Source organism: Streptomyces sp. NPDC050625, assembly GCF_040654755.1.
Lineage (GTDB): Bacteria > Actinomycetota > Actinomycetes > Streptomycetales > Streptomycetaceae > Streptomyces.
This window is the reverse complement of sequence record NZ_JBFAIQ010000006.1, coordinates 296877-312917: the sequence shown is the minus strand read 5'-3', so window position 1 is coordinate 312917 and position 16041 is coordinate 296877. Positions and strand designations below refer to the sequence as shown.

18 protein-coding genes and 6 tRNA genes are annotated in these 16041 nt (G+C 71.5%); 9 read left to right on the top strand and 15 right to left on the bottom strand.

All coding sequences use genetic code 11. The features are described from left to right. Nucleotides 1-23: 23 nt before the first annotated feature. The 3 genes from AB0I54_RS17150 to AB0I54_RS17140 form a co-directional block, all read right to left on the bottom strand. Entirely contained in the window at nucleotides 24-1310 is a 1287-nt protein-coding gene (locus tag AB0I54_RS17150) for an extracellular solute-binding protein (RefSeq protein ID WP_363296792.1), read from the bottom strand. 338 nt (nucleotides 1311-1648) lie between these two features. Next, a tRNA-Val gene (locus tag AB0I54_RS17145) sits at nucleotides 1649-1720 on the bottom strand. A gap of 63 nt (nucleotides 1721-1783) precedes the next feature. Continuing rightward, entirely contained in the window at nucleotides 1784-2236 is a 453-nt protein-coding gene (locus AB0I54_RS17140) for a TIGR02611 family protein (protein WP_363296791.1), read from the bottom strand. A gap of 191 nt (nucleotides 2237-2427) precedes the next feature. Between AB0I54_RS17140 and AB0I54_RS17135 the strand changes: the two genes are divergently transcribed. Next, entirely contained in the window at nucleotides 2428-2841 is a 414-nt protein-coding gene (locus AB0I54_RS17135; RefSeq protein ID WP_004002642.1) for an SsgA family sporulation/cell division regulator, read from the top strand. Nucleotides 2842-3106: 265 nt separating this feature from the next. Next, nucleotides 3107-3667: a CGNR zinc finger domain-containing protein gene (locus tag AB0I54_RS17130; protein WP_363296790.1), complete on the top strand. Its 561-nt coding sequence runs from the start codon at nucleotides 3107-3109 to the stop codon at nucleotides 3665-3667. Nucleotides 3668-3751: 84 nt separating this feature from the next. On the opposite strand, the gene AB0I54_RS17125 is transcribed toward AB0I54_RS17130, so the two are convergent. Beyond that, a complete protein-coding gene (locus AB0I54_RS17125; RefSeq protein ID WP_263206696.1) occupies nucleotides 3752-3904 on the bottom strand; it encodes a hypothetical protein in 153 nt (50 codons plus the stop codon). Nucleotides 3905-4093: 189 nt separating this feature from the next. After that, complete coding sequence (locus tag AB0I54_RS17120; protein ID WP_363296789.1) at nucleotides 4094-4528, bottom strand: hypothetical protein; 435 nt, start codon at nucleotides 4526-4528, stop codon at nucleotides 4094-4096. A gap of 224 nt (nucleotides 4529-4752) precedes the next feature. Between AB0I54_RS17120 and AB0I54_RS17115 the strand changes: the two genes are divergently transcribed. Beyond that, nucleotides 4753-5280, top strand: coding sequence for a DsbA family protein (locus AB0I54_RS17115; RefSeq protein ID WP_363296788.1), 528 nt, complete (start codon nucleotides 4753-4755; stop codon nucleotides 5278-5280). Nucleotides 5281-5323: 43 nt separating this feature from the next. Here AB0I54_RS17115 and AB0I54_RS17110 read toward each other — a convergent pair whose 3' ends face one another. From AB0I54_RS17110 to AB0I54_RS17100, 3 genes are all read right to left on the bottom strand, one after another. Further along, a complete protein-coding gene (locus tag AB0I54_RS17110) occupies nucleotides 5324-6148 on the bottom strand; it encodes a GNAT family N-acetyltransferase (protein ID WP_363296787.1) in 825 nt (274 codons plus the stop codon). A gap of 95 nt (nucleotides 6149-6243) precedes the next feature. Continuing rightward, complete coding sequence (locus tag AB0I54_RS17105; RefSeq protein WP_363296786.1) at nucleotides 6244-7065, bottom strand: aminodeoxychorismate lyase; 822 nt, start codon at nucleotides 7063-7065, stop codon at nucleotides 6244-6246. Further along, nucleotides 7062-8114 carry a chorismate-binding protein gene (locus AB0I54_RS17100; protein ID WP_363296785.1) on the bottom strand — a complete coding sequence of 351 codons (1053 nt, stop codon included), beginning with the start codon at nucleotides 8112-8114 and terminating at the stop codon, nucleotides 7062-7064. Before AB0I54_RS17100 ends, AB0I54_RS17105 begins: the two co-directional genes overlap by 4 nt. Before the next feature lie 177 nt (nucleotides 8115-8291). Between AB0I54_RS17100 and AB0I54_RS17095 the strand changes: the two genes are divergently transcribed. From AB0I54_RS17095 to AB0I54_RS17075, 5 genes are all read left to right on the top strand, one after another. Continuing rightward, nucleotides 8292-8364, top strand: a tRNA-Gly gene (locus tag AB0I54_RS17095). A 38-nt stretch (nucleotides 8365-8402) separates the two neighbouring features. Continuing rightward, nucleotides 8403-8476, top strand: a tRNA-Cys gene (locus AB0I54_RS17090). Nucleotide 8477: 1 nt separating this feature from the next. Next, a tRNA-Val gene (locus AB0I54_RS17085) sits at nucleotides 8478-8549 on the top strand. A gap of 35 nt (nucleotides 8550-8584) precedes the next feature. Further along, nucleotides 8585-8656 (top strand) — tRNA-Val (locus AB0I54_RS17080). Nucleotides 8657-8668: 12 nt separating this feature from the next. Continuing rightward, nucleotides 8669-8740 (top strand) — tRNA-Val (locus AB0I54_RS17075). Nucleotides 8741-8793: 53 nt separating this feature from the next. Here AB0I54_RS17075 and AB0I54_RS17070 read toward each other — a convergent pair. From AB0I54_RS17070 to AB0I54_RS17055, 4 genes are all read right to left on the bottom strand, one after another. After that, on the bottom strand, nucleotides 8794-9093 hold the full coding sequence (locus tag AB0I54_RS17070; RefSeq protein WP_363296784.1) for a zf-TFIIB domain-containing protein: 300 nt from the start codon (nucleotides 9091-9093) through the stop codon (nucleotides 8794-8796). An 80-nt stretch (nucleotides 9094-9173) separates the two neighbouring features. Further along, nucleotides 9174-10271 carry an aminoglycoside phosphotransferase family protein gene (locus AB0I54_RS17065; protein WP_363296783.1) on the bottom strand — a complete coding sequence of 366 codons (1098 nt, stop codon included), beginning with the start codon at nucleotides 10269-10271 and terminating at the stop codon, nucleotides 9174-9176. A gap of 243 nt (nucleotides 10272-10514) precedes the next feature. Beyond that, the gene (locus AB0I54_RS17060) at nucleotides 10515-10706 is read right to left on the bottom strand and encodes a hypothetical protein (RefSeq protein WP_263206707.1); all 192 of its coding nucleotides are present in this window, start codon (nucleotides 10704-10706) and stop codon (nucleotides 10515-10517) included. A gap of 203 nt (nucleotides 10707-10909) precedes the next feature. Next, the gene (locus AB0I54_RS17055; protein WP_363296782.1) at nucleotides 10910-11209 is read right to left on the bottom strand and encodes a hypothetical protein; all 300 of its coding nucleotides are present in this window, start codon (nucleotides 11207-11209) and stop codon (nucleotides 10910-10912) included. Nucleotides 11210-11405: 196 nt separating this feature from the next. Here AB0I54_RS17055 and AB0I54_RS17050 point away from each other — a divergent pair, with 196 nt between their 5' ends. Next, the gene (locus AB0I54_RS17050; RefSeq protein ID WP_363296951.1) at nucleotides 11406-12740 is read left to right on the top strand and encodes a serine/threonine-protein kinase; all 1335 of its coding nucleotides are present in this window, start codon (nucleotides 11406-11408) and stop codon (nucleotides 12738-12740) included. A gap of 394 nt (nucleotides 12741-13134) precedes the next feature. Here AB0I54_RS17050 and AB0I54_RS17045 read toward each other — a convergent pair whose 3' ends face one another. The 3 genes from AB0I54_RS17045 to cobA form a co-directional block, all read right to left on the bottom strand. Next, nucleotides 13135-13536, bottom strand: a complete 402-nt coding sequence (locus tag AB0I54_RS17045; RefSeq protein WP_363296781.1) for an NUDIX domain-containing protein — start codon at nucleotides 13534-13536, stop codon at nucleotides 13135-13137. Between the two features lie 262 nt (nucleotides 13537-13798). Continuing rightward, entirely contained in the window at nucleotides 13799-14617 is an 819-nt protein-coding gene (locus AB0I54_RS17040; RefSeq protein ID WP_363296780.1) for an RNA methyltransferase, read from the bottom strand. A 63-nt stretch (nucleotides 14618-14680) separates the two neighbouring features. Next, nucleotides 14681-15925, bottom strand: a complete 1245-nt coding sequence (gene cobA, locus AB0I54_RS17035; RefSeq protein WP_363296779.1) for a uroporphyrinogen-III C-methyltransferase — start codon at nucleotides 15923-15925, stop codon at nucleotides 14681-14683. Between the last annotated feature and the right edge of the window lie 116 nt (nucleotides 15926-16041).

Genomic DNA, 16041 nt, shown 5'->3' with positions numbered 1-16041 from the left:
GATCGGACTGAGGCGCAGCCCGCTCAGGCTTGGAAGGCGGCCTCGGACTCGGTGAAGAACTGCTTGACCGAGTTCGCGACCGTGGTCTTGCCCTGTCCGAGGTCACCGCCGATGCGCAGGAAGGCGGCCTCGACGGTGTCGGCACCGGAGGGGTGCGGCGTGATCGTGCCGAGGACGCCGGACTTGGCGGTGTCCTCCTCGTACTGCGCGATCTCCTTGCTCACCGCGTCGGTCGGCTTGAACGCCGCGTACTGCTCGGTGCTCGCCAGGATGCCCCGGTCGTAGCCCATGATCTTGCCGACCTCGGGGTCGTGGACCATGAAGTCGATGAACTGGGCGACTTCCTTGGGGTGCGCGGTACGGGCAGAGGCGCTCAGCATCAGAGATGCCAGGTACTGGCCGGTGTGCGTGCCGTCCACCGTGGGGATCGGGGCCAGGCCGTAGGTGCTGCTGCCCTCCGCCGAGTAGCGGACCGTGAAGTTGTCCCAGGTGAACTCCGAGGCCCCGTGACCGGCGGAGAGCGAGGACTTGGGCTGGTCCTGGGAGACGACCTTCGGGTCGGTGACGATGCCGGCCTTCACCCGGTTGTAGCCGTCCTGCCACCACTCCGTCAGATCGGCCTTGTCGAAGCCGAGCCCGTCCTTGGTGAAGAACGCCTTGCCGTTCTGCCGGAGGTACAGGTCGTAGAGGTACATGATGGTGAAGTAGCCGGTGTCGCCGGCGATCCCGGTCTTGTCGTGGATGGTCTTCAGGGCCTTGAAGTACTCGTCCCAGGTCCAGCCCGCCCGCGGGTCCACGCCCGCCCGCTGGAAGACCTTCTTGTCGACGACCAGCGCCATGGTGTTCGAGCCGACGGGCACACCGAGCTGCTTGCCGTCCACCTCGCCGACCTTGGTGACACCGGCGCGGAAGTGATCCAGGCTCAGATTGCCTGCCTGCACCTGGGAGTTCAGGTCGAGAAGAATGCCTCTCTTGTCGTACTTCCGAAGAAATCCGACGGCATTCTGGAAAACGTCCGGCGGATTTCCGCCGGCGGCCTGCGTCTGGAACTTCTCCCAGAACGAGAGATACGTCTGGAAGTCGGTCTTGACCTTGATCTTCGGATACTTCTTCTCGAAGAGCGCGATGCTCTGATTGATCCTTTTCGCCCGCTCCTCGGCACCCCACCACGAGTAACGGATCGTCACCGTCCCGCCCCCGGAACCGCTGTCGCCGCCACACCCCGTCGTGGCGGCCAGCCCTAGGGCGGCCGCCGACGCCCCGGCCGCCTTCAGGATCGTTCGCCTCTCCACATTCCCGCTGGTTCCCACAGTCGAACCCTCCCCGCGCGTCACCGCCGCGTACATGAATCGTTTCAAGTAAGCGCTTGCTGGCACAAGGTACGGAGGGCCCGGAGGTGCGTCAATGACTCGGACAGGATTTTCTCGCGCGGGGCGCCGGGCGGCAGGGCGGCGGGGGCGGGGAGGGACCCGGGGGCGACGGGAAGGTTTGGGTCGCCCCGGAGCCGTCACACCTGGGCGTTCGACTCCTGCGGCCGGCCCGAATCGTCCAGACCGCGAGCCGATGCCTCACAGCGCAGGGGGACGCGTCCGGCGCCGAACGGCCGACGGCCCGCCTGCAGTGAGGCAGACGGGCCGTCGGTTCCGGGTGGGCGATACTGGGTTCGAACCAGTGACCTCTTCGGTGTGAACGAAGCGCTCTCCCACTGAGCTAATCGCCCGGGCGCAGGGAGAACATTACCCCATGTCAGGGGATGCCTCCGACCAGCGCCGACCGGTGCGGATCACTGACGCTTCAGCGTCCAGGGCATCACGACGCCGAACTTCCAGACGTAGATCCCGACCAGGACGGCCACGATCACCAGGCCGATCACCGTCAGGGCGATGTTGCGCCGACGGACCTTCGGGTCCAACGCCCGCTGGGCCGCCTCGGTGACCTTGCGCTTGGTCCAGCGGAGCACGAGCTGGGCCCAGACGAACTCGGTGGCCCAGATCGCCATACCGCCGAAGATCACCACCCAGCCGGGTCCCGGCAGCGGCAGCATGATGATGCCGGCGAGCACGACCGCCAGACCGACGACGAAGATGCAGACCTGCCAGCTCACATGCAGGGCGCGCCGCGCCTTGATGAACTCCGGCGCCCTCGATCCGAGCCCGCCCTCGACGCGCTCCCCGTCAGCCTGCGCCTCGCCGGACGCCACCGCGACCTCGCTCGGCTCGTTACTCCCCGTATTCATACGGCCAAACCCTACCCGAGTGAAACACGTCACCGGAATGGTCGTACCTCGCGTACTGGTTCTCGGCCGGAAGAGTTACGTAAAGACACGCAAAACACTCAGAGGGGTTTACAACGGCACCGTAGGTGGCATGTCGATTTCGCCGACGTGCGAATCCCCGAGCGCACACTGAGCGAAAGGCCCTGGCGCTTATGAACACCACGGTCAGCTGCGAGCTGCACCTGCGCCTCGTTGTGTCGAGCGAGTCCTCCCTGCCTGTCCCCGCAGGCCTGCGGTACGACACGGCCGACCCCTACGCCGTGCACGCCACCTTCCACACCGGAGCCGAGGAGACCGTCGAGTGGGTGTTCGCCCGCGACCTCCTCGCCGAGGGTCTGCACCGGCCCACAGGCACCGGCGACGTCCGCGTCTGGCCGTCCCGCAGCCACGGCCAGGGCGTCGTGTGCATCGCCCTGAGCTCCCCGGAGGGGGAGGCCCTGCTGGAGGCCCCTGCGCGGGCCCTGGAGTCCTTCCTGAAGCGGACGGATGCCGCCGTGCCTCCCGGCACGGAACACCGGCACTTCGATCTGGATCAGGAGCTCTCGCACATCCTGGCGGAAAGCTAGGTCGCGGCCCCTCGAAGCCGCCCGGCGCCGTCCACTCGGGGAGACGGCTCGGGCCCAAGACAATCGCATACGGGATGCGCACCGGCGCCGTCACCGTGGGTTTCCGCGGGGGCGGCGTCGGTGTGCGCGGGCGTCCGGCGCCCGCGGTCACGGAGCGTGCCGCAGGGAACCCCTTCGGCCACCGGAACGTTCTACCGGCAGCCAGCCACTACCATCGGCCAGCATCGGCGGGCGCCCGCCCGACCCCCAGGCCAGGGAGCGAAACGTGCTGATCACCCACGACACCCGGTGCGCCCTCGACACCGTGGTGGATCTGGTGAACACCGTGCCGGAGGACGACACGACGGCGGACGGACTGCCGGATGTCGCAGCCCTCGAAGTTTTTGTGCGATCGCACAAAATAAGTGATGTCGGGATTCTGTCCGAGTTCGATCTGTCGGCGGTGCGCAAGATCCGCGGTCGGTTCGCGGGGATCTTCGCGGCCCCGGACGCCCGGTCCGCGGCCGTCCTGATCAACGAACTGGTCGCCGCCGCGGGCACGACGCCCCGGCTGACGGACCACGACGGCTACGACTGGCATGTGCACTACTTCGCCCCCGGCGCCTCCGTGGCCGACCACCTCGCGGCCGACTGCGGAATGGCACTGGCCTTCTTCGTGGTCGCCGGGGAGCAGGAGCGGCTCAGGCGCTGCGAGGCCCCCGACTGCCGGCGCGCCTTCGTCGATCTCTCCCGGAACCGCTCGCGGCGCTACTGCGACAGCCGCACCTGCGGAAACCGGCTGCACGTGGCCGCGTACCGGGCACGGCGCAAGGAAGCGGCGGGCTGACCGCCCGTTCTGCCCTTCTCGATGCGGGACACCTCGGTGCCGACGCCCGTCCCGGCGGGTGGCGCCGGGAGGAGCGTGTACGGCTCAAAGCCACAGCAGATCGTGCAGCGCGGCCATGAGGAGCAGACACCCGATCACCGCAAGGAAGATCATCAGCGGTGGCTGGGAAAGGGCGAAGAGGCATCCACGCGGCTCGTCCTTCGGCGGCGCGGCATCGCTCTGTGTCGTGTCCAGCATCTCGCCGCGATGATGACCCAGGGAGCACCCTCCGCGCGATCAACACGCCCGTTGGATGCGGGAGTTCGCCGAATTCTGTGATGTCCGGTCCGGTTCCGGTCCGACCATGATCACTTCCGCGTGCGGTCTCGACCCACTGTGTCGTTTCAGTGCGTCACGCGGACGTCGTGTGCGGTGCTCCCTGAACCGTCATATGCCGTGCTTCTTGAGGATGGCCTCGATGTCGCTGAAGTCGTCCGAGGCGCCGGTGGTGCGGGGCGCGGTCGTCGGCCGGGTCGCCGGGCCGAGAGAGGGCGCGGAGGCCGTCGGGGCCACCGCCGTCTCGCTGCGGGCGGCACGGGCGGCCTTGCGCTCCGCACGGGTTCCCCCGCGCCGGCGTTCGACGGCGCGCGTGGTCGCGAGCAGGACCCAGGCCCCGCCCAGCAGGCCGAAGCCGATCCAGGCCGTGGGGCTGAACGCGGTGTCGGCCAGCCAGCCGACGACACCGGTCATCACCAGGCCGACGGGAATCAGTGAATAGGCCGCGATACGGAAGGCCGCCAGGAAGCGCTTGCGGTACGCGGTGACCGCAGCGATGCCCAGGCCGGCCGCGGACACGGCGGAACAGACGGTCTCGGCAATCATCCGGTCCTCCTGGCGGACTCGGTCGGGCAGGGCGGAAGAGCAGGGTGCGCTCGCGGAAGAGCGAGCTGCGCTTCGTCCCTTCCATCCTGCACCGCCCGGTACCCGCGATGCCATGGTCGGGCCCGACATCAGGGACATCTCCGGGTCGGATCCTCCCCAGGTGCCGGTCACCGCCGTACGGTCCCGATTCGGCCCCGGGAGGCTCGCCTGGGAGACTGGTTCCCATGAGTGACTCCTCCCCCACACCCACCGGTACCCCCGTTCCCGTACTCGACGTGTGGTGCGAACTCCAGTGCCCGGACTGCCGCAGCGCCCTGGACGACCTCCACGCCCTGCGCGCCCGCTACGGCGACCGGCTGGAGCTGCGGCTGCGGCACTTCCCGCTGGAGAAGCACAAGCACGCCTTCGCCGCCGCGCAGGCCGCCGAGGAGGCTCTGGAGCAGGGGAAGGGCTGGGCGTACGTCGAGGCCGTGCTCGGCCGGGTCGAGGAACTGGACCGCAAGGGAGAACCCCTCCTGGTCGAGGTCGCCGGCGAACTCGGGCTGGACGCCGAGGAGTTCGACACCGCACTGATCGACGGGCGGCACATCCTGATCGTCGACGCCGACCAGGCCGAGGGCAAGGCGATCGGTGTGACGGGCACCCCGACGTATGTCATCGGCGGCGAGCGCCTCGACGGCGGCAAGAGCCAGGAGGGGCTGCGCGAGCGCATCGAGGAGATCGCCGACCGGCTGCTGGCCGGGCAGGACTGACGCCGGAGCAGGTCCTTGTGCGTCGGGACGGTACGTCGAGACCTCAGAGCAGGTTCTTGTACATCGAGTACGACGTCGGCACGTATCCCAGTGACGCGTACAGCCGCTCGGCCGGTGTGTTGCCGGCGAAGACGTTGAGGCCCAGGACGCGCTTTCCGGCGGTGATCGCCTGGGCCTCGGCCAGCAGCATCAGCGAGCGTCCGTGGCCCCGGCCGCGGGCGTGCTCGTCGGTCTCCACGTCGTAGACGTACGCCGTGTCCCCGGCGAGCGACAGCCACAGGGTCCCGACCCCGGCTCCCTTCCACTCCAGCACGCTCACCAGCATGTCCTCGGTCGCGAGGCCGTGGGGCAGCAGCTGTGCGTGGTCGTGCTCCGACTTGGCCCGCGCCTCGGCCCCGGGTACGCCGCGGTCGATCCAGTCCTGGGCGTAGTCCGCGAGCTTGCGCGCGAGCCAAGGCCCGTACTCGGCCTCGGTCATGGGTCTGCCCCGGCTGCCCGCGGGCAGTCCGGGCGGGGTGTCGCCGAGCGGCTTTTGCATGCCGCGGTTGCGGTGGACGTAGCCGAGCGCCGTGGCGAGCCGCAGCGCGCCCTCGGCGTCGGCGGGCACCGAGACCTCGATGCGCCGGCAGCCCCAGCCGCGCGTCACCTCCTCGGCGGCGAGCGCGGCCACCGCGCCCCGGCCGCGTCCGCGGTCGGGCTCCTCGATGCGCAGCTCGTCGATCCGGGCGACGGAGGGCCCGAAGACCGGGTGCGTGGAGAGGTGCACCACGCCGACGGGACGGCCGTTCACGCACACCTGGAAGTGGCGCGACAGCGCCCCGCCGGGGGCGCGCTGAAGCGGCTCGGTCGGCCGCAGGGTAGTGGTCATCACGGGTGTTCTACCCGTTCCCGGGGCCCGGAGCAGCCCATTATCCGGAGCCCCTGCCGGGAGCGTCGGGGAGCGTCGTGGAACGTCCGGGCCGGTCAGGGGTCGAGGTCGTGCCCGGAACGCTCGTCGAAGATCCGCATCGCCTTGGCGGTCACCGGGCCCGGCGCGCCGGGCAGTTCGCGGGCGTCGACGCGGTGCACGGCCTGTACGTCCCGGAGGGTGGACGTGAGGAAGACCTCGTCGGCGCGTTCGAGGACGTCCAGCGGCAGGTCGGTCTCCTTGGCGCCGGTCCACTCGACGGTCAGGGCGCGGGTGATGCCGGGGAGGCAGCCGGAGGCGAGCGGCGGGGTGTGGATCTCGCCGTCGAGGACGACGAAGACGTTCGAGCCCGTGCCCTCGCAGAGCTGCCCGACCGTGTTGGCGAACAGCGCCTCGGAAGCGCCCTGTTGACTTGCCCGGGCGAGGGCGACGACGTTCTCGGCGTACGAGGTCGTCTTCAGGCCGGTCAGCGCGCCCCGCTCGTTGCGGGTCCAGGGGACGGTGATCACGGCGGTGGAGTCGGCGCGGCGGGTGGTCTCGCCGAGGGCGACCACCAGGGTCGGGCCGTGCTCGCCGCGGTCGGAGCCGAGGGGGCCGTGGCCGCCGGTGTAGGTGATCCGCAGCCGGCCCAGTGGCATCGGGTTGGCCTCCAGGACGGCGGCGCAGGCGCGGCGCACCTCGTCGTGGTCCGGGTCGGGCAGCCCCAGCCCCCGGGCCGAGCGGGTCAGCCGGTCCAGGTGGCGGGTGAGCGCGAACAGCTTCCCGTCGGTCGCCTTCACCGTCTCGAAGATGCCGTCGCCCACGGTCAGCCCGTGGTCGAAGACGGAGACACGGGCGGATTCGATGTCCCGCAGCCCGCCGTCCAGCCAGATCTTCACCCAAGACCCCTTCCACTCTCCGCGTACGTGCCCGACGCTACCGCGAGCAGCCGGGACGCCTTCAGCTCGGTCTCCCGCCACTCACCCTCGGGGTCCGATCCCCACGTGATACCGGCGCCGGTGCCGAAACGCAGTGTCGCCGCGCCCTGGGCGGACCGATCGATCCAGAAGGTGCGGATGCCGACGGCCAGCTCGCCGGTGCCCCGGTCGGCGTCGACCCAGCCGATGCCGCCGCAGTACGGGCCGCGGGGCGCCGTCTCCAGGGCCTCGATGATCCGCAGGGCGCTCGACTTGGGCGCGCCGGTGACGGAGCCGGGCGGGAAGGCCGCGGCGAGCAGCCCGGGCCAGCCCGCGCCGTCGCGCAGTTCGCCGCGGACCGTCGACACCAGATGGACCAGGCCGGGGTGCTTCTCCACGGCGCACAGGTCGGGGACGGTCACGCTGCCGGTGGCGCAGACCCGCCCGATGTCGTTGCGGACCAGGTCCACGATCATCACGTTCTCGGCGTAGTCCTTCTCCAGGAGGTCCGCCTGGGTGCGCCCGGTGCCCTTGATCGGCCCGGACTCGACGACCAGTCCGGCACGGCGCAGAAAGAGCTCGGGCGAGGCCGTGGCGATCTCCACCCCGTCCCCGGGCAGCCGAATCGTTCCCGCGTACGGCGCCGGGTTGCCGCGGGCCAGCAGTGCGGTCAGGGCGTCCACGTCGGCGTCGGGGGCGACCGGCGCGGAGAGCACCCGGCAGAGGTTGGCCTGGTAGACCTCCCCGGCCGCGATGTGCTCGCGTATCCGGTGCACGGCCGCGATGTACGCCGCTCGGTCGAGGGACGACGTCCAGTCGCCGGCCGCCGGGCCCCGCCACCGGCCCGGCACCGGGGCGGGCACCGGCTCGTCCCGTACGTCCGCGAAGCGAGCGCAGGTCAGCCGCCCCTCGAAGTCCGCGCAGACGGCCCAGAAACCGGAGGAGTCCAGGGCCGCGGGATCACTGGTGACATCGAGCAGGCCGGTGGCGACACGGTCGCCGAAGCGGGCAAGAGGAGCGAGGTCGAGCACGGAGTCGAGTCTATGGCGGGTGTCGTCAGGGTGGCCCGGGCATGTCCCGCCGGTGCCCTGACCGCGTCCTTCGGCGGGTGCAGCGCAGCACGCTGCGCAAACGCGTTTTTGTGCTGGCCCGGGAATCCGCTAGAGTTCAACACGTCGCCGGGACGCGGAAGCGGACCGAAACGACAGGCGGACGTAGCTCAGTTGGTAGAGCGCAACCTTGCCAAGGTTGAGGTCGCGAGTTCGAGCCTCGTCGTCCGCTCGAAGGAACCAGGGGTTTTCCCGATCCCCTACACTCCTGGTGGAGTGGCCGAGAGGCGAGGCAACGGCCTGCAAAGCCGTCTACACGGGTTCAAATCCCGTCTCCACCTCCAAGGACGATTAGCTCAGCGGGAGAGCGCTTCCCTGACACGGAAGAGGTCACTGGTTCAATCCCAGTATCGTCCACTGGTCCGCAAGGACCTTGATCCGCGAGGATCCCCGCGCGATTAGCTCAGCGGGAGAGCGCTTCCCTGACACGGAAGAGGTCACTGGTTCAATCCCAGTATCGCGCACGCAGTACTCCCGGACGATTAGCTCAGCGGGAGAGCGCTTCCCTGACACGGAAGAGGTCACTGGTTCAATCCCAGTATCGTCCACACACCGGAGCCCCCGGCCGTCTCGTACGGCCGGGGGCTCCGTCGTGCGCGGCTCAGCTGGAGAACAGCATGTGGCCGAAGCTCTTGTGGCGGTGGTGGCCGCCGTGACCGCCGTAGTGGCCGCCGTGACCACCGTGCGGGGCGCCCCAGGCGGGGGCGGACGGAGCGGCCGGGTACGCCTGCGGGGCGGCCGGGGGCGGCGGGGCGGGCTGGGACCACTGGGACTCCAGGCGGGTCAGCGCCTCCAGCTCGCCGTAGTCGAGAAAGATGCCGCGGCAGCCGCTGCACTGCTCGATCTGGACGCCGTTGCGGTTGTAGGTGTGCATCGGCGCATGGCACTTCGGACACTGCATGGTCGGCTCAACTCCTCGCCGGTAGGTCCTGCTTCGTGTTTCCCCAGGACAGACTCAGTCCGGCCCCGGTCGGTTGCACCCTACTTCGGGAATCCGTGCGACAACTCGGGCGGTACGCAACTCATTCGGTCACAGGCGTCGACCAGGGACTGCTCCACCTCGTCCAGGGGGCGGCCGACCGCGAGCGCTTTCGTGACAAAAAGGGCGGCGGTCTGTGCGGTGAGGGCACGGGCCGGGACGTCCAGGGCCGGCCAGGGGTCGCCGTCGGCGGGTACGGCCGGGCCGCCGGCCGCGCGGTAGGCGGTGAGGAAGCGGGTCCACTCGTCGGGCGGGAGGAGTCCGCAGGCGTACCAGGCGGCGGGTCGCGCGAGATCCCAGGCCGGGACGCCCACACCGAGGTCGTCGACGTCGATGAGCCGCCAGGGACCGTGCGGGGACGGGTGCCGGACCAGCTGGCCGAGGTGCAGGTCGCCATGGCACAGGGCCGGGGCGCCGGGCATGGGGGCCTCGGCACGGGCCCAGGCCGGGAGCGCCGCCCAGGCCCGCAGTATCGGGGGTGCGGCGGGGTGGGGGGCCGGTGCCGCGGCGAGGGCCGCCCGGAGACGGCCGATCGCCCGGGCGGCCTTGGCGGGGCCGCGCATGGGGGGCAGGGGCAGGGCGGAGGTGACGGCGGAGGTGGCGGTGGCGGGGAGGGTGGCCGCAAGGGGGCGCCGAGGGGCGGGGACGGCGGGGGGCTCGGTGGGGAGGTCGCACCGGGGGCCGGAAGTTCCGGTGGCGGAAGCGCGGTCGGCGGGGGCGCGGTCCGTGGCCGGGATGCGATGGAGGCGGGCGAGCAGGGTGGCCGCGGCCTCCCAGGGGGCCGCGTCCGGGTCGTCCGGGTCCACGGGTGTGCCGTACGGCCAGAAGGTCACGAGGCGGTCGTTCAGGGCGGCGGGGGCCGGGGTCAGCGGGGCCAGGAGGATGTCCGGGTGGCGGACGGCCGCGGTGAGTCGGAGGGCCAGCTCGGCGGGGTCGGTGCCCGGGGTGTGGGCCTTCGCGACGGTGTCGGCATGGCGGACGACGGTGGCGTCGGGACGGTCGGCGAGGGTGACGGTCGCACCGCAGGCGCAGGAGGCTTCGCCGGGGTGGGCCGCGGCGGTGGCCTTCGCGGTCAGCTGCGGCAGTACGTCTGCGGTCACGGGGTTCCCTGAGTGCGTACGGCTGTGTCCGGCGAGCGTACGCGGCTGTGGAGCGCCGTGGCGTGCCCGAGCCGGCGTCGGCCCCTGTGCGGAAGCTCGACGCCGGCCCGGCGCACAAAAGCAATGCCGGCGCAGCTCCCCAGCTGCGCCGGCATTTGTGCCGTCCGCCGCACCCCCGTCCCCACGGGGTTTCATGGGTGGATGTCCCCGCCCGGACCGCTCTTCCGGGCCTGGGGTCGCCGCTCAGCGCCCCAGCATCACGCCCACGGACGACGCCTGTGTGGCCACTGTCTCCCAGCCGTCGAAGACGAGGAGGAGCAGGGCCGCCAGGGGAAGGGCCATGATCGTCGCCACCAGGGGGTGGCGGCGCCCCGTGCGGCGGGGCGCTGTGCGCCCCTGCGTGCGAATCAGTGTCCGCGGTGCCGTCAGGGCCATGGTCCCTCTCCTGACCGTCTCGGTTGTCGTTGGCAGCGGCGGGTGTCTGACCTCGGGGGACGAGTGCTGCACCCGCCGCTTGACCTCAAATCTAGGCTCGTGGCGCCCACCGGGCGTCATGCCGTCGTACCGAATCGCGGGCCTCCCGGAGGATGAGCCATCACCTGCGGAGTACTCCCCTGGGTGGAGACGAGGTCCTAGGTCTAGGGGTCTTCCCTGAGGGGTCGCCCGGTGTGTCCGGGCTTTTCCGAGCTGTCCTCGCGGGGCACTGGCTGCTCCACGAGGGCCAGGACCCGGTTCGCCATGAAACGGGCCGTACGCACGACGGTGCCTCCCCCACTGCCTGAAGGGCGTGGGGGGACCCCCAGCGTGACTTCGCTCACTTCCACGACGCCTCGGCGCACCGCTGTCTCCACCCTGCGGCCCGCTCTGCTCGCCACCACCTCGTAGGTGCGCGTCGTGTCGCCGGCATCCACGACTATCTCCACGCGGTCACCCTTCACGGGTTGAATCCCCCTTCTGTGACAGGCGGTTGAGGTCACAGCACGGTCAAGGCCGCCCGGATCGGCAGCTTCCTGACCACCCCTCAAGTCTCCCACCCGGCACTGACAATCCTTCGGGCCGAGAGGGCGCGGCCTCTGCGCGCAGGCGGCCGCGGAAACGTAAGCTGTGGCACGTCACACGGACCGGGCAGCGGGGATGAACATGGCGATGATGCGCCTGAGGCGCGAGGACCCGCGCGTCGTCGGCTCGTTCAGGCTTCACAGACGGCTGGGCGCGGGCGGGATGGGCGTTGTCTACCTGGGCTCCGACAAGAAGGGGCAGCGGGTCGCCCTGAAGGTCATCCGCCCCGATCTGGCCGAGGATCAGGAGTTCCGGTCGCGCTTCGCCCGTGAGGTCTCGGCGGCACGGCGGATCAGGGGCGGGTGTACGGCGCGGCTCGTCGCGGCGGATCTCGACGCGGAGCGGCCGTGGTTCGCCACGCAGTACGTGCCCGGCCCCTCCCTGCACGACAAGGTCGCCGACGAGGGTGCGCTCGGCGCGGCGGAGGCGGCCGCGATCGGTGCCGCCCTGTCCGAGGGGCTCGTCGCGGTGCACGAGGCCGGGGTCGTGCACCGGGATCTGAAGCCGTCCAACATCCTGCTGTCCCCGAAGGGGCCGCGGATCATCGACTTCGGCATCGCCTGGGCGACGGGGGCCTCGACGCTCACGCACGTCGGCACCGCGGTCGGCTCCCCCGGGTTCCTGGCACCCGAGCAGGTGCGCGGTGCCGCGGTCACGCCCGCCACGGACGTGTTCTCGCTGGGCGCGACCCTGGCGTACGCCTCGACCGGTGACTCCCCCTTCGGGCACGGCAGTTCCGAGGTGATGCTGTACCGCGTGGTGCACGAGGAGCCGCACCTGCACGGTGTTCCGGACGCGCTCGCCCCGCTGGTACGGGCCTGTCTGGCGAAGGACCCCGAGGAGCGGCCCAGCACGCTCCAACTCTCCCTCAGGCTCAAGGAGATCGCGGCCCGCGAGGCCCAGGGCCTGTCCGAGGTACGGCCGCCCACGCCGCGCCCCGGCGAGACCGAACGGCCCACCGGTCGGCTCACCGACACCCACCCCGAGCAGCAGCGCACACTGCGCCGTACACAGCCGTCCCCGAGCTCGACCCCTGCCCCGCGCGGCGGCACTCCCGCACGGGGCGGCAGCGCCTCGCGCGGCGGCGGCGCCCCGTCGCGGGGCGGATCACGGCCGACCCCGGCGGCCCGCAATACGACACGGTCCGGCAGCGGCAGCCGCCCCGCGCCCCGTAGCGGCACCGGCCGCCCGGGTCCGCGCGCCACGGGGACCGGGCGTCGGCCGGCCAATCCGCGGCTGCTGCGGCAACGGCTGTTCGTGTTCGTCGTGGTGACCCTGCTGGTCGCCCTCGGCATCGCGACGGCCCAGGGCTGTCAGGGACCCTCGCGGGGACTCGGCGGCGTGGGAGGAACGGTGTCGCCGCGACACGCACACGTGGACGCGCCACCGCCGGACGTCAGGACGGCCTGAGGCGCCACGGTCGACACCTGTTCAGCTGTGCGGACGGGGATGCGGGCATCCACGACGCCTTGGGCCCCGACTCGGAGCTCGGCGGGGCGGTCGACACGCACCTGCGCGTCTTCTGCCGGGTGTCAGTCGAACCGTCGTCGCGCCAAGGTGACCTACGGCGGCGGCGCGCCCGCCGGGCTCCGGCCCATGCCGGACGGTTGCGCCACATCCTCGCCTCGGCCGTCGCCGGCAACCTGTCCCTGAGGCGCGACGACCACGGGGAGAACGGGATCGTCGCCGACACCCGGCACGCGGTCGGCGACACCGGTCCGACGGGACCCGAGGCGGGACGTGACCTGTCACCGGCCGGCCGCGTCCTGGAGCCGGCCGTGTGCAGCGCGGGCAGGCCCGCAACTCAGGGGGCAGTGCCCCGGAGTTGCGGCAGGATTCGCTCGAAGAACTCGCGGTCGCCGTCGAAGACGGGGTCCAGGTGCAGGAACTCCTGCGCTGTCACCCAGCGGAGGTCGGCGACCTCGCCAGGGTCGGGGACCGGGTCGGCGGTGCCGGGGTCCGCGGTCCACCAGTGGAGGCGGAAGGCGCCGTCGTCGGTCACCGACTCCCAGACCTTCTCCCCCGCGGTCACCACGAGGCCGACCTCCTCGCGGACCTCGCGCACAAGGGCCTCCGCCTGTGTCTCGCCCGGTTCGAGCCTGCCGCTGAGGGGCGCCCAGTAGCCGGAGCGCTCGGCGGCCGGACCACGGCGGATGACCAGCACCCGGTCACCTCGCGGGAGGACCGCGACGATTGCGTCACGCATGGCGGGGCCTAGGGGGTGTCGTTTGGATCAGGTCGGCTGTGACGAGCGGTGCGGTCTGGCCGACCCGAGCGGGGTCATGGGGGTGCCCCCTGGTCGAGCGAAGCCGAGAGCTTGGGGGAGCGTGCAGCTGCAAGGCGGAGGAGGGAGTCGACGCGGAGCGTCGGCGAGTGACGACAACGCGGCTGGGGGTCCCCCCTGCTCGGAGAGCTTGGGGGAGTGCGTGCCAGACCCCGCGACGCCGGAATGATCCAAACGACACCCCCTAGGCCACGGGGCGGCCGGTGGCCACCGCGTAGAAGGCGACCGCGGCCGCCGCGCCCACGTTGAGGGAGTCGACGCCGTGGGACATCGGGATGCGTACCCATTCGTCGGCGGCGACCAGCGCCTGCGTGGACAGGCCGTCGCCCTCCGCGCCGAGCATCAGCGCCACCCGGTCCATGCGGTGCGGGGCGGCCTCGTCGAGGCTCTTCGCCTTATCGTCCGGGGTGAGCGCGAGCAGCGAGAAGCCGGCCTCGCGGACCGACTCCAGGCTCTTGGGCCAGGAGTCCAGGCGGGCGTAGGGCACGGAGAAGACCGCGCCCATGGAGACCTTGACGCTGCGGCGGTAGAGCGGGTCTGCGCAGTCCGGCGAGAGCAGGACCGCGTCCATGCCGAGGGCGGCCGCCGAGCGGAAGATCGCGCCGATGTTGGTGTGGTCGTTGACGGACTCCATGACGACCACCCGGCGGGCGGAGCGCAGCAGTTCGGCCGCCGTCGGCAGCGGCTTGCGCTGCATGGAGGCGAGGGCACCGCGGTGCACGTGGTAGCCGGTGACCTTCTCGGCGAGCTCCGGGCTGACCGCGTACACGGGCGCCGGGAGCTCGTCGATGACGTCGCGCATGACGTCGACCCACTTGGCGGAGAGCAGCATGGAGCGCATCTCGTAACCGGCGTCCTTGGCGCGGCGGATGACCTTCTCGCCCTCGGCGATGAACAGGCCCTCGGCCGGTTCTCGCTTGCGGCGCAGCTCGACGTCGGTCAGGCCCGTGTAGTCGCGCAGGCGCGGGTCGTCGGGATCCTCAACGGTGATGAGATCGGCCACAGGGTGATACTGCCTTGTCCTGGGTGTGGTGCCAACGGCTCTGACGGGACAGGTTACCCACGGTTACGCGGACGGTGCCGGGCCGGGCCGCGGGCCCACGCCGACGACCGCACCGACGACGATGACCGCCGGCGGCTTCACGTCCTCGGCGCGCACGGTCTCGGCGACGGTCGCCAGGGTGGCGTCGACACGGCGCTGGGCTGCGGTCGTGCCCTCCTGGACCAGGGCGACCGGGGTGTCGGGGGACTTGCCGTGGGCGACCAGTGTCTCGGCGATCTTCCCGATCTTGTCGACGCCCATCAGGATCACCAGGGTGCCGGTCAGCTTGGCGAGCGACGGCCAGTCGACCAGGGAGCGTTCGTCGTCGGGCGCGACATGGCCGCTGACCACGGTGAACTCATGGGCGACGCCCCGGTGGGTGACGGGGATGCCGGCCGCGCCGGGCACGGAGATCGAGCTGGAGATGCCCGGGACGACCGTGCACGCGATGCCGGCCTGCGCGAGTGCCTGCACCTCCTCCATGCCCCGGCCGAAGACGAAGGGGTCGCCGCCCTTGAGCCGTACGACGGACTTGCCCTGCCGTGCGTGCTCGATGAGCGCGTTGTTGATGGCCTCCTGGGCCATGTAACGGCCGTAGGGGATCTTCGCCGCGTCGATCACCTCGACGTGCGGCGGGAGTTCGGCGAGCAGGTCGCGCGGGCCGAGGCGGTCGGCGATGACGACGTCGGCCTCGGCGAGGAGCCGGCGGCCGCGGACCGTGATGAGGTCGGGGTCGCCGGGTCCGCCGCCGACCAGCGACACCCCGGGCGTCCTGGTGCGGTGATGCGGGGCGACGAGGGTGCCGTCGCGCAGGCCCTCCACGACCGCGTCACGGATGGCCGCGGTGTGGCGCGGATCGCGACCGCGCGCGTCCGTGGTGAGCACGGCGACCGTGACGCCCTCGCTGTGGCCGGTCGCCGGGGTCCAGGCGGTGGCCGCGTCGGCGTCGTCGGAGCGGACGCACCAGACACGGTGGCGCTCCGCCTCGGCGGAGGCGGCGGTGTTGGCGTCGGCGTCGCTGGTGGCGATCAGGGCGTACCAGGCGTCGGCCAGGTCCCCGTCCGCGTACGGGCGCCGCTCCCAGGTGATCTCGCCCGCGTCCGCCATCGCCTCCACGGAGGGGGTCGCCTCGGGGGACACGAGCACGATGTCTGCGCCCGCCGCGATCAGTGCGGGCAGGCGGCGCTGGGCGACCTGGCCGCCGCCGAGTACGACCACTCGGCGACCGGAGAGGCGGAGGCCTACGGGGTAGGCGGGGTGTTCGGCCATGAGGGGCGGCTCCTCGTACAGGCAGCGGTGCGGTGGGCGCGCTGCGACTTCGGAGCGGCCCTGACGTGCGGATTTTAAGGTGCGGACGGGACACGCGGCTCGGTGGTCCGATGGCT